This is a genomic window from Clostridium thermarum (genome assembly GCF_006351925.1).
Classification (GTDB): domain Bacteria; phylum Bacillota; class Clostridia; order Clostridiales; family Clostridiaceae; genus Clostridium_AU; species Clostridium_AU thermarum.
The window spans coordinates 3507521-3525005 of the sequence record NZ_CP040924.1 but is presented as its reverse complement, the minus strand read 5'-3'; the positions used below and the strand labels follow the sequence as shown (position 1 = coordinate 3525005).

The window sequence follows — 17485 nt, the reverse complement described above, 5'->3', positions numbered from 1 at the left end:
CTGATAATTCGGCGTATTTGGCGTCTTCTGTGATGAATTTTAACTTTTTATTGATTTTCTTACATAGGTTATAAGCTCGTGCCTAAACCTATTCTTTTCATCTTGAACTCCTTCAACCCTGTCTATAATTTTCCATTGGCTTTCATCCCACTCCGGAAAATAGGTATCACCTACAAAATCACCATAGACTCTTGTAATATACATTTTTGAGGTATAGGGCATCAGGAGCTTGTAGATTTGTCCCCCGCCAATTACAAAGTATTCTTCCTCAGATTGGATATAGGGCCCTACTTCTTCTATGCTGTGAACAACTTCTACATTGTCACTTTCAACATGAAAATCAGTATTGTTAGTTAGTACAATATGCTTCCTTCCGGGCAGAACTCCTGGAAGAGACTCAAAGGTCTTCCTGCCCATAATCATGGTCCGGCTGCCGGCCATAGTGATTGCTTTAAATTTTTTTAAGTCTGCCGGAAGATGCCACAGAAGTCCGTTATTGCCGCCAATAACATTGTTATTACCTATAGCTGCCACTGCACTTAACATTAAACGGACACCTCCATTTTAATAGCTGGGTGGTGCTTGTAATCTATCAGCTTAATATCATCTATGGTAAAATCATAGAAGTTTTTGATTTCGGGATTTATCCAGAGTTTTGGAGCTTCATAGGCTTCATGCTCTCTTGAAAGCTGAAGCTTCATACCATCTATCTGATTTTCATATATATGTGCATTATTTATAACATGGGTAAAGAGTCCTGGCTTGTAGCCAGTTACTTGAGCAATCAAGTGTACAAGTACCGCATATTGAGACATGTTAAATGGCAGACCTAGAGGAACATCCGCAGAACGCTGTACCAGCATACAGTTCAATCTATCCTCGGTAACATCCCACATAGTCATAAAGGCACAAGGGTGTAAGGCACCGCCATTAAGGTGAGGTATCTGCCAAAGGCTCATTATATGTCTTCTACCTTGGGGATCCTTCTTTAAACCTTCAATCAGAGTATCCACCTGATTATACTCCTTAACTACCCAACCATAGGCAGTTCCTATGGTTCCATCCTCCATCATCCACTCATCCCATATATGTACATTTTGTTCATGAAGCTTTCTGACATCATTTGACTGATCCCTGTATATCCAAAGCAATTCCTTAACTGCAGTCTTAAAAGCTACAAACTTTGTAGTCAGGATAGGAAACTCCTTTTGCAGGTGGAACTGAAACATCTTATGGGGAAGTTTATATGTAGGCATCCCAGTTCTATTTGTAGTTTCATAAAAGCCATTCTCTAAAATATCTCTAACCAAAGTTAAGTATTGTTTATCTGCGTTACTCATAGCACTGCCTCCTGTAGTTTTATTTTCTACATAATATGATAACATAATTTTGATGAGGAGAATAGAAAGAAATTACTAAACAGTGACAAGTGGAAAGTGAAAAGTTTTCTCAACTTTAATCAAATCTGCTCTACCCCGTAAAAGCCATCCGCTTTTACGTATACTATACACTGGTACTTTTATAACACATATATGATATATTTATAAAACAAGATGGACATCCATCCCTTATTGACTTTGGTATATCCCATGATGAATAAAAAGGCTCCCTCAAATTTTCTTGAAGCTTTGAACTTTGATGCTTATAATAAAAGCTACGGAGATACTTTGCCCCGCATTGTCATAAGACTCCAAGTGCTAAAGGAAAAGCTAAGGGTAAGGGGAATAAGAAGATAAAGTAAGAATTTTTCATGTTAAGGGATTGATTGAATGATACAAAAAAATTATAAATACGGTAATTATAAGACACTAGCTAAAATATTTTATGCTAAGAGGCATATAGACAAAGCTTTGGAAATGTACGAAAAGGCCTATGAACAGCCTGAGGGCAAGAAAGATGTAGAGCTCCTTATAGATATGGCTCTCTTATATGATGAGATTTATGAGGACCAAAAGGCAGAGAAGTTGTTTAAAGAAGTCATAACCTTAAATCCTGAAGAGCCAAGAGGATATTATGGACTGGGTATGATTTATGATAACGATCAAAACTACAGTGAGGCTCTTAAGTACTATGAAAAGGCCATAGAACTAAACCCTGATTATAATAAGGCCTATTTTTTCGCAGCAAATATATACTTGGATATGGGCATGAAAGATAAGGCAGAAGAATACTTCCTAAAAGTACTACAGCTTAATCCTGAAGACTTTTGGGCAAACCTTAATCTGGGCGCCATGTATGAGGAAGAAGGCCTATACCCTAAAGCTTACGAACTTTTTAGCCGTGCTTTGGAAATAGACCCTTATCACTATATGGCCCTGTTTAACATGGGAGTCATAAGTGCAAAATTAGGTAAGGAGGCTCAGGCTGAAGAATTTTATAAGGCATCCATAAGGGAAAATCCTCAGTATCCTTACAGCTACTTAAATTTAGCAATATTATATAAAGAGAAACAGGACTATGATAAAGCCATAGAGGTTATAAGTGAAGGGATAAATAATAATGAAGATGCTGGTTTTTTATACTATAACCGTGCATGCTTCTATGTGCAGGTCCGCAATAATAAAAGCGCTGTGGAAGACTTGAAGAAGGCCATAGAAATATATCCTGAGTTCCAGGAGTACGCTGCCCAGGATGAAGAGCTGATGGAGGTTGCTTCGTGCTTAAAGTTACGAACAGAAGGAAATGTTGATAAATAGAAAAAATACTAAACAGTGACAAGTTATGGATGAAATTCAGCAGAGCTGAATTATCCTAAACTTGTCACTAAAGAAATTACGTAGTATCACTTTTAATTATAAGGTAAATAGATAATTATCTTAGTACCGACATTTAACGCACTTTCCACTTCAATGGATCCTCTATGCTTCCCAATAATCCACTTTGCTATAGACAAGCCCAGTCCTGTGCCGCCGGTTTGCCTTGTTCTCGCCTTATCGCAGCGGTAGAATCTATCAAAAATTCTTGGAAGGTCTTCTTTTGCAATACCTATACCGTTGTCCTGAAGGGTTATCATTACACCGTTATAAATATTAATACTGTTAAGCACTATGGTGCCCTGTTCCGGGGTGTACTTTATACTGTTGTCTATAAAAATCCTCAGGGCCTGCTTGATGAGGGCCCTATCTGCAACGATAAATACAGCATCATTTCTCTGGCAGATGAAGTTATGCTTGTGGTCTATCATCTTCGTTTCCCGGGTTATTTCATCCATTAGTTCATTGAGAGAGAATTCAGCTTTCTCCAGCTTTTGAGTATTTTTATCGGTCCTTGCAAGGAATAGCAGCTTTTCCACCAGTTCCTTCATATTTGTAGCTTCACTGTTTATGGCGGCTATACTTTCCTCCAGCACTGCCCTGTCATCCTTACCCCAACGGTTTAGCATGTTTGCATAGCCTTGAATTACGGCTATTGGAGTCCTAAGCTCATGAGAGGCATCAGAAACAAACTGGTTCTGCTGTTCATAGGCATGCTCAATTCTGTCCAGCATCTCGTTGAAGGTTTCTGCTAACTCCTTTAGTTCATCGTGGGATTGTACTACATCCAATCTTTTGTCAAGTTCACTGATAGATATAGATTTAGCAGTATTAGTCATATTATCAATAGGTTTCAGCATTTTCTTTGTAGTCCTGGATAGCTTGACAGCAGAAGATATTATAACTAAGAGATTCAAAGAAGCAACTACAGCTGCAGATACTATAAGGATATTTATATAGGGCATTAAGGATTTACTGAGTTGAAGATAGTAAACTTCATCACTTATGCCTATACGCTTACTCATAGATAAATAGTATATATTGTCCTGTTTTTGAATTTCAATGTCGTTGACTATATTCTTTAATATGGTTGAAGGCATATCACTTAAACTAGAAAAACTCACCTTTTTATCTTTATCAAAGATTGATATATCAGTTTCAAAATCCCTACTTAACTCTAAGAATCTTTCCTTCGGTATTGAGTTATCGTTATTGATGATTTTGGTACTGATATTCTTAATATTTTTGTCCATATGCACATAGTCTTGATAAAGCAGTAATGATAAGACGCCACCCACTATCAGAAGGGTATTAAAAAATAAAATAAAAGTCAGAGAAAAGCTGTGGATCACAGTGGTTTTAAAGGTTATGGAAAACCGGAGCCTCTTATTTATTGCCTTAAAGACACTGCCGATGGCGTGAGGGCCGATGGATAGTATTTCTTTAAAGGCGGTAAGGATGCCATTGACCACCTTTTTTACATTTCCGTTAAAGTCATTATTCATATTTTAGAACGTATCCCACCCCTCTAACGGTATGAATGAGTTTTACATTATACTTATCATCAATCTTGCTTCGCAAATATCTTATATATACATCCACCACATTGGTATCGCCATAGTAGTCATAACCCCACACCGTTTCTAATATTTTATCTCTTGTAAGAACAGAATTTTTATTTTCCATGAGATACTTAATTAAATCAAATTCTTTTTTCGTAAGTTCAATAAGCTCACCGTCATAGCTTACGGTATATTTATCTTGATCCAAGACAAGCTTGCCGATGGAAAGCTGATTATTCGGCAAGATTTGAGGTACAGATTTCTTCCTTTTTAAAGCAACTCTTATTCTAGCTAAAAGTTCCTCTATAGCAAAGGGCTTTGTCATATAGTCGTCTGCGCCAATATCGAGTCCCATAACCTTATCAGTAATTTCGTCCTTGGCGGTAAGCATAATTACTGAGACCTCAGAGGTTTGTCTAAGACGGCGCAGGACCTCCATACCATTAAGAGAAGGCAGCATTACATCCAATATTACAAGATCAAAGTTTCCGCTTTGAGCTTTTTCTAACCCGGTTCTGCCATCAAAAGCTTGGTCTACGATATAGCCCTCATATTTCAGCTCTAACTCAATAAATCTTGAAATTTTTATCTCGTCCTCAATTATCAATATTCTTTCACCAGCCATAAGAAAACCTCCTTAATTATAGGATAACTCAGTGTAATTAAAAAATATTTAGCTAAAGATTAAAATAACATTAGAAAAAAATACATATGTTATAATTAAGTATATCAAAATAACAAGGGGTTTGGAATTTAAAACTTAGATAAGGAGGATTATGAATGGCTAAGCTTTTTGAGCAGATCAGCATAAAAGGAGTTACAATAAAAAACAGAGTTGTCATGGCTCCCATGTGTATGTACAGTGCTGACAATGATGGTATGGTACAAGATTGGCACATAATTCATTATGCCGCAAGGGCATTAGGTGGAACAGGGCTCATCATTCAAGAGGCAACTGCCGTTGAAAGCTGCGGTAGGATAAGTGACAGAGATTTGGGAATATGGAAGGATGAACATATAGAGGGTCTAAGAAAGATTGTAAAATCCATAAAAGATAACGGATCAGTGCCGGGCATACAGCTTGCCCACGCCGGAAGAAAATCCACGGTTTTCTCTGAACCGGTGATAGGACCAAGCGCCATAGCCTTCAGTGAGGAATATAAGACCCCTACGGAGATGAGCAAGGAAGATATAAAAAGGGTAATAGAGGCTTTTAAAAAGGCAGCCGAAAGAGCTTTGACTGCTGGCTATGAAGTAATTGAAATCCATGCTGCTCATGGTTACCTTATCAATGAATTCTTGTCACCGCTGACAAACAAGAGGGGAGATGAGTATGGCGGAAGCAAGGAGAACAGGGTACGGTTCTTAAAAGAAGTGCTTGAAGCTGTAAGAGAGGTTTGGAGTAAGCCTCTTATTGTAAGGGTCACTGCAGAGGATTATGAAGAGGAAGGAAACCATCCTGAGGACTTAGCGGATATGGTCAACTTAGTTAAAGACCTGGGAATAGATTTGGTTGACGTAAGTTCCGGAGGAGTTGTAGATGTGACAGTTAAGGCCTATCCCGGCTACCAGGTAGACTTTGCAGAAACTATAAAAAACCTCACAGGCCTACCGGTGATAGCAGGGGGACTTTTGACTACAGCAGATCAATGTGAGGAAGTACTTCAGGCAGGCAAGGCTGATATGATATTCTTGGGAAGAGAACTCCTAAGAAATCCGTATTGGACCTTAAAAGCTGCTCATGATTTAAAGACAGAAATACAATGGCCGGTTCAATATGAACGGGGAAAATATAGGGAGTAGCAGGATGAAGGAATATATTTATTATTATCAATCACCAATCGGATATATAAGAATAAAGGGAGATGATGAGGCTATTCTCGCAATAGATTTTGCGGAAGAAGGCCAAAACAAAGAGTGTTATCCTGAGCATATAAAAGACTGCATTACTCAACTTGATGAGTATTTTGCAGGAAAAAGGAAAAGTTTTGATGTGAGCTATCTTTTAAAGGGAACTGAATTTCAAAAAAAGGTCTGGACGGAACTTTCTAAAGTTTCCTATGGAGAAAAGGTATCCTATAAGGATATAGCCAAGAGAATAGGCAATGAAAAGGCTGTGAGAGCAGTAGGGACTACCAACGGGAAGAATCCTGTCAGCATTATTGTACCCTGTCACAGGGTTGTAGGTGCTGATGGAAAGCTTACCGGTTATGCCTGGGGACTTTGGAGAAAAGAGTGGCTTTTAGAACATGAGAAAAAGTATAAATAAAAGCATAAATAAAAGCATTTAACAAATAATAGTACCGACTAAGTATTTTTCTATAATCACGGAGGTGCTATTATGACAGAATACTTCCCAGGGGTTAACTATCCCAAGTCCTTTCCAACTCAAAAGCAGGATAGGCAGCCTGGAATTGAAAAGAATATGAACCCAAGACCTATATTTGAAGATCCGGATTACGGAATTGCGCCGGGAAGGCTTAAAGATAAGATAGCTGTGATAACCGGTGGAGACAGTGGTATAGGAAGGGCTGTTGCACTGGCTTTTGCCAAGGAAGGTGCAGATATAGCCATTATATATTTGAATGAAAATGAAGATGCTGAACAGACAAAAACTCATATAGATAAGACCGGAAGAAAGTGCATGCTAATAGCTGGTGATGTGGGAGACGAGAACTTCTGCATAGAAGCGGTAAATAGGGTTATAGGGGAATTTGGGAAAATAGATATACTGGTAAATAATGCTGCAGAGCAGCATGTCCAAACTAAATTGGAGGATATAACAAAAGAACAATTAGAGAGGACATTTAAGACTAATGTATTTTCAGCTTTTTATTTGACCAAGGCAGTACTGCCCTATTTAAAGGCAGGCAGCTCAATAATAAACACAACATCCATAACAGCTTACAAGGGAAGCCAGGATTTAATTGACTATTCCGCAACTAAGGGCGCTCTGACTACTTTTACAAGATCATTGTCCACCAATCTTGCATCAAAAAATATCAGGGTTAATGCAGTAGCCCCAGGCCCCATATGGACACCTTTAATACCAGCCTCTTTCAATGAACAGGATGTTGCAAAGTTTGGCAGCGACACTCCAATGGCAAGAGCAGGTCAACCGGTGGAACTGGCAGCAGCCTATGTATTCCTGGCTTCCAATGATGCATCTTATATTACAGGACAGACAATCCATGTAAATGGTGGAGTAATAGTTAACAGTTAATGCTATCCTTTTTGGATAGCATTTTTTAATAAAAATATGTTATCTAATAATAAAATAGTGTATAATTTAATTTAACACTAAGCAAATATATTGTGATTTTATAATAAGGAGGTATAAAAAATGGATTATACTTGGAGTTTGAAGGAGTTGTATCCATCTTTTGACAGTGAAGAATTTAAAAGAGATATGGAAGGCTTCGATACATATATTGAAGAATATAAAAATTGGGTAGATGCTACAACTACCAACTATGAGGACGCAGAAAAAAAATTAGAGCAATACATTGAAATAGAAAGCAGAGGAGCTAAGTTAATCAGCAAGCTATATAACTTTGCTGAACTTACCTTAAGTGTTGATACAAAGAACGATAAAGCACTTAAATATTCAGAAATACTGCAGGTTAAGTCTGCATCTACTGCAGAGCATCAGGCTAAGCTTCAGAGATGGATAGGAGGAGTACCGGATATGGATAAGCTCATTGCTGCTTCGACTATATTGGCTGAACACAGCTTCCACCTTATGGAGATTGTAGAAAAGAGCAAGTACTTATTAAGTGACAGTGAAGAAGCAGTTATTGCGAAGATGAGAAACACCGGTTCAAATGCTTGGTCAAAGCTAAAGGATTTATTGACTTCTACATTAAAGGTAGACATAGAACTTGATGGAGAAAAGAAGCAGCTACCGCTTACTGTTATAAGGAATATGGCTTATGAAAAAGACAGAGAGCTTAGAAAGAAAGCCTATGAAGCTGAATTGGCAGCCTATAACAAAATTCAGGATTCTGTTGCGGCAAGCCTTAATGGGATAAAAGGAGAGGTTATCACAGTGTGTGATATGAGAGGCTTTGAATCTCCGCTGCATGAAACACTATCCAAATCAAGAATGGATAAGGAAACCCTTGATGCCATGCTTACTGCAATGAGAGAAAGTCTCCCTGCCTTCAGAAAATATTATAGAAGAAAAGGAGAGTTAATGGGCAGCAAAAATGGCCTTCCTTTCTATGATCTGTTTGCTCCTGTTGGGGACGTAGATATGCCTTTCCCTTATGAAGAAGGAAAGAAGTTTGTAGTGGACAATTTCAGAACCTTCAGCGACAGGTTGGCAGACTTCGCCCAAAAGGCTATGGACAACAGCTGGATAGATGTTAAGCCAAAAGAAGGAAAGGTAGGAGGAGCCTTCTGCTCTAATATACATGCCATCGGTGAAAGCAGAATAATGCTTAACTATGGAGGCACTTTCAGCGATGTAGTTACTATGGCTCATGAGTTGGGTCATGGCTATCATGGCGAATGTCTGATGCAGGAAAAGATATTAAACAGCGATTATCCAATGCCTATTGCTGAAACTGCTTCAACCTTCTGTGAAACTATAGTTAAAAAGGCTGCTGTAAAGAATGCATCTAAGGAAGAAGCCTTCTTCATTCTTGAACAGGAAATAAGCGATTGTGGACAGGTAATTGTTGATATATATAGCAGGTTCATTTTTGAAAGTGAAGTCTTTGAAAGAAGAAAAGAGAGTTCCTTAACTGCAAAAGAACTAAATGATATAATGGTACATGCTCAAAAGGAAGCTTATGGAGAAGGATTGGATCCTGAATTCCTTCACCCATACATGTGGGTACCAAAACCACACTATTACTATGCATCCTCTAACTTCTACAATTTCCCTTATGCCTTTGGTCTATTATTTGCAAAGGGGCTTTACGCTGAATACCTAAAGAGAGGTAAAGAATTTGCAGCAGATTATGATAAGCTTCTAAGTGTAACAGGAAAGAACAAGATTGCAGATGTTACCAAGCTGATGGGTATAGATGTTCACAACGTAGACTTCTGGCGAAGCTCTTTAAAGACAATAGAGGAAGACATTGAAAAGTTCTTGGAATTAAGCAAAGACAAAGTTAAGTAATATGAGGGAGGCCACAGTTTCCCTTTTATATTTATAAGGAGGAAATCCGGCTTTGCCGGATTTCCTTAATTGATTAGTGGTTTAGCAAATACATTGGTTAAGCCAAGCTTTTTGATTCGCAGCCTAATATCTTCATTATCAACACTATACAGGCCTTTTTCTTTCATTCTCTCAAAATACTCGGCTCCGGAGAAGGTATGACGTACCTTTTTACCATCCGGGGTGGATAGTCTGTAATTGGAGTAGTAGATTATATCCCCTATGACTGTCTCTTGAGGGAGAACTAACAGGGGCATACCAAGAGCATATCTTACGGCATTGTGGCCCGCTAAGCTTCCTGTGCACATTGCTTCCGTATGACCGATAAAAAATCCGGATTTTTCACCGGCACAGAAAAGATTATCCAGTCCAATGACCTTCATGTCATCAGTTCTGGGAGCAGCAGAGAGATACCTTACTGAGTTACCCTTGCCACCGGAGTATGGGTCCATATACCTGGCGTTTTCAAGGCCAGGCAGTTTTCGAAGCTTTTCAATTGAATAGAACGGAGACATGACTTTTATGTGGCCTGTATCCAACAGTACAAGATTTTCAGCAAATTGTGGTAAGGCATATTGCTGGCAGACCTTTAAATCTAACTTATCAAGATTTACATCTTCTTTAGGAACCTGTAAGACCACCGCCCCTTTCTCATCCAGTTCTTTTAAAAGATCCTCAGATAGACAGTCCCTTGGGATCTCACAGGAACCGCTGAAGGCACCGGGTGTACCATCTTCCCTTTCACCCTTTATATCTTGTATTCCGGCTTTGGCAGTGATGCTAACTCTTCCCCCAAAGGTTGGACATCTTAACACGCACATTACACAGCCGTTGCCGTATTTTGAACAATTGTCCATAGCCCCGGTGGAGCCTGTTGCTTCAATAAATACATCTCCTTCAATAAAGTCCCAGTTTGAGAGATATAGTCCTGTAATTTTATTGCCTTCCTTTTTTATATTTGCAACTCTGGAAGTAAAGTTGATTTTTACCCCCATAGCCAATAAATATTTTCTCACAGCAACTTCTATTTTCCCTACATCGCAGAGCCAAGCATGTTTATGTCCGGGGAAGTCTATATTTTTATGGCGGGCACAGCTATCTGTTATTTTGATAAGGTCACCGGCACCAAGGTTTATTAACTCCTCAGCAGCGGTATATCTTCCGTTGTTTCTCATAATGCCGCCAACGTTTCCTACACCAAGCAGTAAATCTGTTCTTTCATATATTTCAACATCAGCACCGGCTTTTTTGGCAGTAACCGCTGCAGCGCAACCTGCCCATCCACCACCAATAATAACAACTTTCATAAACTATCCTCCTGCTAAAAAATAGGCATTCAATATAGCATATTAAAAATGGGGAAAAAAATTACATTAAAACCCAAAGAATTTTATTAATTTGTCCATTGTTTTTCCACGGTTTATTGACGTATAATTTTTATTATGCAGTACTAAAGAAGGAGGGATATCAATGATACTTTCAGGTAGGGAGATTGCAAAAAATCTTGGCAGTAATATTATTATTGAGCCATATAACGAAAAACAACTGAATCCTAACAGTTATAATTTGAGACTTCATAATGAATTACTTGTTTATGACGAAGACGTTTTAGACATGAAGAAGCCTAATAGATATAAAAGAATACTTATTCCTGAAGAAGGGCTTTTGTTGGAACCGGGAAAACTCTATTTAGGAAGAACAGTTGAATATACCGCTACAGACAAGTACGTTCCTATGCTGGAAGGTCGTTCCTCTGTGGGTCGTTTAGGATTGTTTATTCATGTAACAGCTGGTTTTGGTGATGTGGGTTTTAAGGGATTTTGGACTTTAGAGATATTCTGTGTACAACCCATAAGGATATATCCCAATGTGGAAATATGCCAAATATATTATCATACCATAGAAGGGGATTATGATAAGTATAACAGTGGTAAGTACCAAGATAATACAGGAGTACAGCCTAGTTTTTTATATAAAGACTTTGAATAAAAATAATATAGAAAAGGGAGATGGAGATTGAATATGCAATACAGGGAGTTTGGGAAAACTGGAGTGAAGGTATCTGCTTTGGGGTTTGGCTGCATGAGATTCCCAGTGCTTGAAAATGGGGAAATAAATGAAGAAGAGGCTGTAAAACAGCTCAGGTACGCTATTGATAAGGGAATAAATTACTTAGACACTGCCTATGTATATCATGGCGGAAAAAGTGAAGGATTACTAGCTAAAGCCTTGAAGGATGGTTATAGAGAAAAAGTGTATATAGCCGATAAAAATCCGGTATGGCTGGTAAATAAATATGAGGACTTTGAAAAGTACCTAGATGAGCAGTTAGCCAGATTAGAGACTGACCATATAGATTTTTATCTATTACATGCTCTGGATAAAAACCGCTGGAATAAAATAAAGGAATTGGGAGCCAGAGAATTTCTTGATAAAGCCTTAAAAAACGGTAAGATCAAGCATGCAGGTTTTTCTTTCCATGATGATGTTGCTGCTTTTAAGCAAATTGTGGATGATTATGATTGGGATTTCTGCCAGATCCAGTATAATTATATGGATGAATATAATCAAGCGGGAACAGAAGGCTTGGAATATGCTGCATCAAAGGGCCTGGCTGTAATCATAATGGAGCCCCTTCTTGGAGGAAAGTTAGCTAAGACTCCACCAAAGGTTGTTCAAGAAATATGGGATAAAGCAGAGATAAAGAGAACTCCTGCAGAATGGGCTCTAAGATGGCTGTGGAACCGTCCAGAGATTTCCTTAGTATTAAGTGGTATGAATTCAATGGAGATGGTAGAAGAAAACATGAGAACTGCTGAAACAGCTCTACCGGCAGCCATGACTGCAGAGGAATTAGCACTGGTAGGAGAAGTAAGGGATCAGTATAAGAGGCTTACAAGAGTAAACTGTACAGCCTGCAGATACTGTATGCCTTGTCCTTTTGGAGTAGACATACCTGGAAACTTTGCTACTTACAATGAGGCAGCAATCTATGACAATTGGGATAACTGCAGCAAATACTATAATGGAAGAAAAGAAACAGAAAAGGCTTCTGCTTGTGCTGAGTGCGGAAAATGTGAAAAAGTATGTCCACAACACTTAAGCATTAGAGCATATCTAAAGGAATTGCATAGAGAATTAGGAAGAGCATAAACAAATAGGTTTTGGATATGGCATTGACCATACTCCAAAACCTACTTTTTATATGTAATACATTTTTGGGGACAAGCTTTTCGGCAGCGGCCGCATTGAATGCAATCAGGATTATCAATGCCCTTACCTTTATGTGTGTAAGGAGCTACTCCCATAGGACATTTCTTTGAACAAATCCTGCAGGAAATACAGTTCGTGCCAACATTAAGCAGCTTTCGATTATCATTAAGCTGGCTTATCAAATTGGATAGGGTTCCCATAGGACAAATATTACACCAGGCTCTTTCGTTATATAAAAGCGTTAATAGGATACCTATTAGGGTAGTGATGCCTATTATTTTGTAAAAAACCATGCCGATTTTAAATAAATCGCCCTTGCTCGATAGGATTCCTTTGAAGAAGGTTGAGAGCATAATTACTACAATAGTATATCGAATAATTTCAGACTTTAAAACTCTAGGTACTTGTTTATGATTGCTGAAAGCAAATAGGAGGTTATCATATAAGCTGCCCCGGGGACATAAATTGCCGCACCAGTATCTGCCTCTAAAAATAGAGATTACTAAGGGTAAAATCATACATAGTGCACCGATCAAGGACAATTTTGAGTTAAAGAAACCAAAAACAAATAAAGCAATTAAAAATATAAAAGAACATTTCTTCCAAAGAAAAATCATAATATTCATGGGTACCAGCCTTCTTTCCTTATAATAATTTATATTACAGGAATAATTAAATTATTAAAAATTATATACTTTGTTATATTTGCCATAGGTTTACAAATAAAAATATCATGCCAAAAAAGACATATGAAAAAAATGAAAAAGTTCATAAGTATAGACATTCTAGATAAGATATAGATTGCTTGGCCTAAATTACATAGTTTATGCCGTGGATTTTTGCACACAATAATAGTGCAAACAGAAATTAAGGTTTGCAAAAACAATTATAAGGGAGGAATCGAGAATGGCAAGAAGCAATAGAGTTTTGGTACCAGCAGCAAAAGCAGGACTAAACAGATTTAAGTTGGAAATAGCTAGTGAACTCGGTATCTCTAATTATGATAGCATCGACAAGGGCGAATTGACATCAAGACAGAACGGATATGTTGGCGGAGAAATGGTTAAAAGAATGGTTCAGGAATACGAAAGCAAACTATAAATATAATAATCTGAGGGAACATTAAGTTCCCTCTTTAATGTAAAAAATATGGTGGGAGGGATATCCCATGAGTTTCATTACTGTTACTATGGATAATGGGAAAAAAGAGAAGCTTGAAGTATTGGAGCGATTTGATATAGAAGGTAAGCATTATGTTATAGTAGCTCCGGAAGATTCAGATAAGGCCTATGCCTATAGGGTTACAATAAATGGTAACTATGAGGAATATGAGTCAGTAGGAGAAGGTAAAGAATTTAATATGGTATTAAAAAAGTTTAATGAACTAAATAACCAATAGGTAATATAAAAAAGAAATAAATCTGTAAAAGGTTTATTTCTTTTTATTTTCTTCAAAAACCTTTTGCTTCATCAATTCATTATAAATTATTAAATGTCCCCTTTTGTTTAAATGAATTCCGTCAATATAATAATCACGGGCTTCAGTGGAGATGTTCTTAAAAATCTTATATAAATCAATAAAGCTTATTGACTTTTCGTATGAGAATTCCTTTAATCGCTGGCCTAATAGCTCTGTTTTACGATTTACCTCTACATAATCAATTTCATCAGCCCAACGTTCCTTGGCCATATCTTCATCAATGTAGGGAGGATTCATAATAATTGGTACTATTGAATTTTCTATAACATCCTTGCAGAGCAGGCTGAGATTATCAAAAACATTATAGACTGAGCTACCCATAAGGAAATCATTAGTACCTGCCATAATTACAGTGTAATTGGGATGTAAGGAAATGACATCTCTATAAGAACGGCATAAAAGAGAGGCTGTGTAATCACCATTTAATCCCTTATTAACTATTTTAAGCTGAGAATTTTCTTGAAGCAAATTAACCCAGCAGCAGGAAGCAGGTACTCCATAACCATGGGTTAAACTATCACCGATGCAAACTGCTTTCATAAAATCACCTTCCGAATTAAACTTTTAAAATGTGAAGTGCTCAATTAATTACCAATATTATATAGAGTTTAGGCATAATTTAAAATATTGACACATAAAATTTAATAAAAAATGATAAATTTATTGACATCAGAACGAATGTTCGATAAACTATAAATACTAAGGGATGGAAGGTGAAAAACATGACCAAGAAAAATGGTTTATTTGTTAAAATCAATTATAAGAATTTAAAAAAGGAAACCGCACGGGAGAAGAATATTGCCGTAAACACAGTTAATTCAACGGCTGCAAAGTTTTTATGCTGTGCCGGAACGCTGAACAAAAATGGCGGAACTATGATTTTTAGAGCAAATGATATGTTTGAAGCTGATTTTATTGCGAAAAACAATCCCTTTATAAATAGTGACATGTACAGGTACGAGATATTACATGGAGATGTTATAGCTCTATAATAATATAAGACCTAATTTCCATGAGAAATTAGGTCTTTCAGCTTTTTATTTTTCATTTTTAAAATATGTATCAATTATCTTTTCGGCCATTCTTTTTTGGATGGTGGCACTGCTGATTAAAAGAAGAACCTTCATCAATAAGTCCATCTGATTAACTTCGGACTCGGAAGTTACAAGCTCATTAATAAAATTATCAATCAGATTATTTGCTTGCTTGCCTTTTTCATCCAAGAACTGCTCGTAAATATCATGCAAAAAGTCTGCATCATTTGGATTTGCAGAGAGCTTAATTAGTATTGGATCAAAGATTGCCTTTATATCTTCAAGAGATAGAATTTGCTTTAAATTATATATAAGTACAAGAAGCATAATTTGCTGCTTGTTGTATCTTTTATTTTTAATTGGCGGCAGTATTTTTGCTTTGGCGTAATTATTTATCATTGTCTTTGTAAGAACAGCATCCTCGTCATTTCTTTTTTGTGAAGAAAGTTTATCGTCGAACAAGGTTGTGACCTGGTCCATATATAAGTCTATGCAGGGAATATCAGTGCTCTTTATTTCATCACTATTCTTCATAGAAGACAATAGTGCCTCTATGTTTTCAAGGGAGTATTCCATATTTTAATAACCTCCGTAAAAATACTATATTAGTTAGCTTCAATATTATTATCCATAAAAAAGAAAGAAAAATCAATGTATTATGCTAAGTTTTGTTAGACAAAGGGTATAGGTCAAAAAAGAAGCCTTAGGATGATAAATACCTAAGGCCTCTTTTGGGAATAAAACATAAAATGAGAAACTTCTATATGATAAATTAACCGCTTATTGTACTCAAAGTAACATCTTCTAGGAAGGCTGTTCCTAACAAAACTCTATAATAATCGGTTATATTTGAAAGATTTCTTACCTTTATATGGGAAGCAATAAAGTCTCTGCCATGCTTGTTTATTAAATCTGTCAATAAACAGCATAAGAAGGTGGAAGGCACTCTGAATATTCCAGCAAAATCCAATACAACTCTGCTTTTAAGACATTCATCTATACATCCTCTAAGCAGTATTGCATCTTCCTTTTTGAGGCTTGTTCCTATTATATCAGTAACTTTAATCACTTCCATATTAATTCACTCCCTTGAATAAATTTAATTTTCGTACAATTTATCCTATATATAATATACCAAGAACACAGAAGATTGTCAAGCATTTAACAAAGTGTTTTGAAAAAAATATAATACAGGGCATCTGTATTAATACAGTTTTTTAACCAGAACTAAAACAGATTTCCTGTATTATGATTTTGCCTTATTATAACTAGAGTTTTTATGCCGAACAAATATGTAACAGCTGCAAGAAAAATTAGAAACTATTAATGTAAAGCTTATTAAAATAAAAAAATACAAAATTATATTTATAGAAATTGTTATAGATTTAACAACCTATAACTCAAATCAATGATTTTTTGTGAGTCTAAGGAGTTGAAAATCTGGACACTACCACTTTCTGTACGCGCGCTCATCAGATCGTTTTGCAGTAACATGCGGCGAAGATGTTTGGCTGTTCCACAGCTGCCGTCAATGATGGGAACGGTACTGCCAAAAATAGAGACTAATTCCTTTTTAATAAATGGATAATGAGTGCAACCTAAAACTATAGAAGCTATGTTGATACCCATATATTGATGTAACTTGTCTTTTAGAAAAACCTCAACTTCTTTACCTTCTACCTTACCGGTTTCAATTAATTCTGCCAGGCCAGGACAAGGCACGGGGACTATTTCTGAAGTCTTTTCAAAAGATTTCATTAAGTTATTAAATTTACTCTCTGCCAAGGTTACCGGTGTGGCCATGATAAGAATTTTACCCTTCCTGCCTAGCTCCACTGCCGGTTTTAGGGCAGGTTCTATTCCTATAATAGTTATCTGCGGATAAGTCTCACGCAAATCTTCAATGGCTGCGCTGGTAGCTGTGTTGCAGGCAACCACCAATGCTTTTACCCCTTTCCCTAACAGGAAATCAGCAGCTGCAAAGGAAAGTTTTCTAACTTCTTCCACAGTTTTTGAACCATAAGGAGCGTTTTTAGAATCTCCAAAATATATAAAGTTTTCTCTGGGTAAGAGCTTTATTGCCTCTTTTAGCACACTTAAGCCACCCACTCCGGAATCAAAAAAGCCAATGGGGGCATCCTTATTGATATTTATAAAATTGTTCATACTATCACTCCACGTACTATGCATCATAGGATAAGTTTATTTTAGCACAAGTTAATATGAGGAAACAACTTCATACTGAAATATGGTTATGATGTTGCTCTCAAGAAAAA

At 36.9% G+C, this 17485-nt stretch carries 21 protein-coding genes; 11 read left to right on the top strand and 10 right to left on the bottom strand.

Annotation, left to right across the window (positions count from 1 at the left end; all coding sequences use genetic code 11):
* Positions 1–39: 39 nt before the first annotated feature.
* The gene (locus tag FHY60_RS16260) at positions 40–546 is read right to left on the bottom strand and encodes a dihydrofolate reductase (protein ID WP_139906009.1); all 507 of its coding nucleotides are present in this window, start codon (positions 544–546) and stop codon (positions 40–42) included.
* Positions 546–1340, bottom strand: a complete 795-nt coding sequence (locus FHY60_RS16255; RefSeq protein ID WP_139906008.1) for a thymidylate synthase — start codon at positions 1338–1340, stop codon at positions 546–548. The genes FHY60_RS16260 and FHY60_RS16255 overlap by 1 nt, the downstream gene beginning before the upstream one ends.
* Positions 1341–1589: 249 nt before the next feature.
* Between FHY60_RS16255 and FHY60_RS18065 the strand changes: the two genes are divergently transcribed.
* Both FHY60_RS18065 and FHY60_RS16250 read left to right on the top strand, forming a co-directional pair.
* Positions 1590–1736: a hypothetical protein gene (locus FHY60_RS18065; protein WP_180375424.1), complete on the top strand. Its 147-nt coding sequence runs from the start codon at positions 1590–1592 to the stop codon at positions 1734–1736.
* Positions 1737–1769: 33 nt separating this feature from the next.
* On the top strand, positions 1770–2696 hold the full coding sequence (locus FHY60_RS16250; protein ID WP_139906007.1) for a tetratricopeptide repeat protein: 927 nt from the start codon (positions 1770–1772) through the stop codon (positions 2694–2696).
* 92 nt (positions 2697–2788) lie between these two features.
* Here the strand turns inward: FHY60_RS16250 and FHY60_RS16245 are convergent, their stop codons facing one another.
* Both FHY60_RS16245 and FHY60_RS16240 read right to left on the bottom strand, forming a co-directional pair.
* On the bottom strand, positions 2789–4258 hold the full coding sequence (locus tag FHY60_RS16245) for a sensor histidine kinase (RefSeq protein ID WP_139906006.1): 1470 nt from the start codon (positions 4256–4258) through the stop codon (positions 2789–2791).
* Positions 4251–4940 (bottom strand): response regulator transcription factor, encoded by a 690-nt coding sequence (locus tag FHY60_RS16240; RefSeq protein ID WP_139906005.1) that lies wholly within the window; start codon positions 4938–4940, stop codon positions 4251–4253. The genes FHY60_RS16245 and FHY60_RS16240 overlap by 8 nt, the downstream gene beginning before the upstream one ends.
* A 155-nt stretch (positions 4941–5095) precedes the next feature.
* On the opposite strand from FHY60_RS16240, the gene namA reads away from it, so the two are divergent.
* The 4 genes from namA (at position 5096) to FHY60_RS16220 (ending at position 9443) form a co-directional block, all read left to right on the top strand.
* A complete protein-coding gene (namA, locus tag FHY60_RS16235; RefSeq protein WP_139906004.1) occupies positions 5096–6118 on the top strand; it encodes an NADPH dehydrogenase NamA in 1023 nt (340 codons plus the stop codon).
* A 4-nt stretch (positions 6119–6122) separates the two neighbouring features.
* A complete protein-coding gene (locus FHY60_RS16230; protein WP_139906003.1) occupies positions 6123–6584 on the top strand; it encodes a methylated-DNA--[protein]-cysteine S-methyltransferase in 462 nt (153 codons plus the stop codon).
* Positions 6585–6656: 72 nt separating this feature from the next.
* Positions 6657–7538 carry an SDR family oxidoreductase gene (locus tag FHY60_RS16225; RefSeq protein ID WP_139906002.1) on the top strand — a complete coding sequence of 294 codons (882 nt, stop codon included), beginning with the start codon at positions 6657–6659 and terminating at the stop codon, positions 7536–7538.
* A gap of 120 nt (positions 7539–7658) precedes the next feature.
* The gene (locus tag FHY60_RS16220; RefSeq protein WP_139906001.1) at positions 7659–9443 is read left to right on the top strand and encodes a M3 family oligoendopeptidase; all 1785 of its coding nucleotides are present in this window, start codon (positions 7659–7661) and stop codon (positions 9441–9443) included.
* A 65-nt stretch (positions 9444–9508) separates the two neighbouring features.
* Here FHY60_RS16220 and FHY60_RS16215 read toward each other — a convergent pair whose 3' ends face one another.
* Positions 9509–10789, bottom strand: coding sequence for an FAD-dependent oxidoreductase (locus FHY60_RS16215; RefSeq protein ID WP_139906000.1), 1281 nt, complete (start codon positions 10787–10789; stop codon positions 9509–9511).
* Positions 10790–10952: 163 nt separating this feature from the next.
* On the opposite strand from FHY60_RS16215, the gene dcd reads away from it, so the two are divergent.
* Both dcd and FHY60_RS16205 read left to right on the top strand, forming a co-directional pair.
* On the top strand, positions 10953–11471 hold the full coding sequence (dcd, locus tag FHY60_RS16210) for a dCTP deaminase (protein WP_139905999.1): 519 nt from the start codon (positions 10953–10955) through the stop codon (positions 11469–11471).
* A gap of 33 nt (positions 11472–11504) precedes the next feature.
* Positions 11505–12635: an aldo/keto reductase gene (locus tag FHY60_RS16205; protein ID WP_139905998.1), complete on the top strand. Its 1131-nt coding sequence runs from the start codon at positions 11505–11507 to the stop codon at positions 12633–12635.
* A 41-nt stretch (positions 12636–12676) separates the two neighbouring features.
* Here FHY60_RS16205 and FHY60_RS16200 read toward each other — a convergent pair whose 3' ends face one another.
* Positions 12677–13321, bottom strand: a complete 645-nt coding sequence (locus FHY60_RS16200; RefSeq protein ID WP_243122167.1) for a 4Fe-4S binding protein — start codon at positions 13319–13321, stop codon at positions 12677–12679.
* Positions 13322–13601: 280 nt separating this feature from the next.
* Here FHY60_RS16200 and FHY60_RS16195 point away from each other — a divergent pair, with 280 nt between their 5' ends.
* Together FHY60_RS16195 and FHY60_RS16190 are read left to right on the top strand one after the other, a co-directional pair.
* The gene (locus FHY60_RS16195) at positions 13602–13796 is read left to right on the top strand and encodes an alpha/beta-type small acid-soluble spore protein (RefSeq protein ID WP_139905997.1); all 195 of its coding nucleotides are present in this window, start codon (positions 13602–13604) and stop codon (positions 13794–13796) included.
* Positions 13797–13863: 67 nt separating this feature from the next.
* On the top strand, positions 13864–14094 hold the full coding sequence (locus FHY60_RS16190; RefSeq protein WP_139905996.1) for a DUF1292 domain-containing protein: 231 nt from the start codon (positions 13864–13866) through the stop codon (positions 14092–14094).
* Between the two features lie 33 nt (positions 14095–14127).
* Here FHY60_RS16190 and FHY60_RS16185 read toward each other — a convergent pair whose 3' ends face one another.
* On the bottom strand, positions 14128–14715 hold the full coding sequence (locus tag FHY60_RS16185; RefSeq protein ID WP_139905995.1) for a GDSL-type esterase/lipase family protein: 588 nt from the start codon (positions 14713–14715) through the stop codon (positions 14128–14130).
* A 182-nt stretch (positions 14716–14897) separates the two neighbouring features.
* On the opposite strand from FHY60_RS16185, the gene FHY60_RS16180 reads away from it, so the two are divergent.
* Positions 14898–15167 (top strand): hypothetical protein, encoded by a 270-nt coding sequence (locus tag FHY60_RS16180; RefSeq protein WP_139905994.1) that lies wholly within the window; start codon positions 14898–14900, stop codon positions 15165–15167.
* 45 nt (positions 15168–15212) lie between these two features.
* Here the strand turns inward: FHY60_RS16180 and FHY60_RS16175 are convergent, their stop codons facing one another.
* The 3 genes from FHY60_RS16175 to murI form a co-directional block, all read right to left on the bottom strand.
* Positions 15213–15785, bottom strand: coding sequence for a DUF1836 domain-containing protein (locus FHY60_RS16175; RefSeq protein ID WP_139905993.1), 573 nt, complete (start codon positions 15783–15785; stop codon positions 15213–15215).
* 196 nt (positions 15786–15981) lie between these two features.
* The gene (locus FHY60_RS16170; protein ID WP_139905992.1) at positions 15982–16284 is read right to left on the bottom strand and encodes an STAS-like domain-containing protein; all 303 of its coding nucleotides are present in this window, start codon (positions 16282–16284) and stop codon (positions 15982–15984) included.
* A gap of 302 nt (positions 16285–16586) precedes the next feature.
* Complete coding sequence (murI, locus tag FHY60_RS16165) at positions 16587–17375, bottom strand: glutamate racemase (RefSeq protein ID WP_180375423.1); 789 nt, start codon at positions 17373–17375, stop codon at positions 16587–16589.
* Positions 17376–17485: the final 110 nt, after the last annotated feature.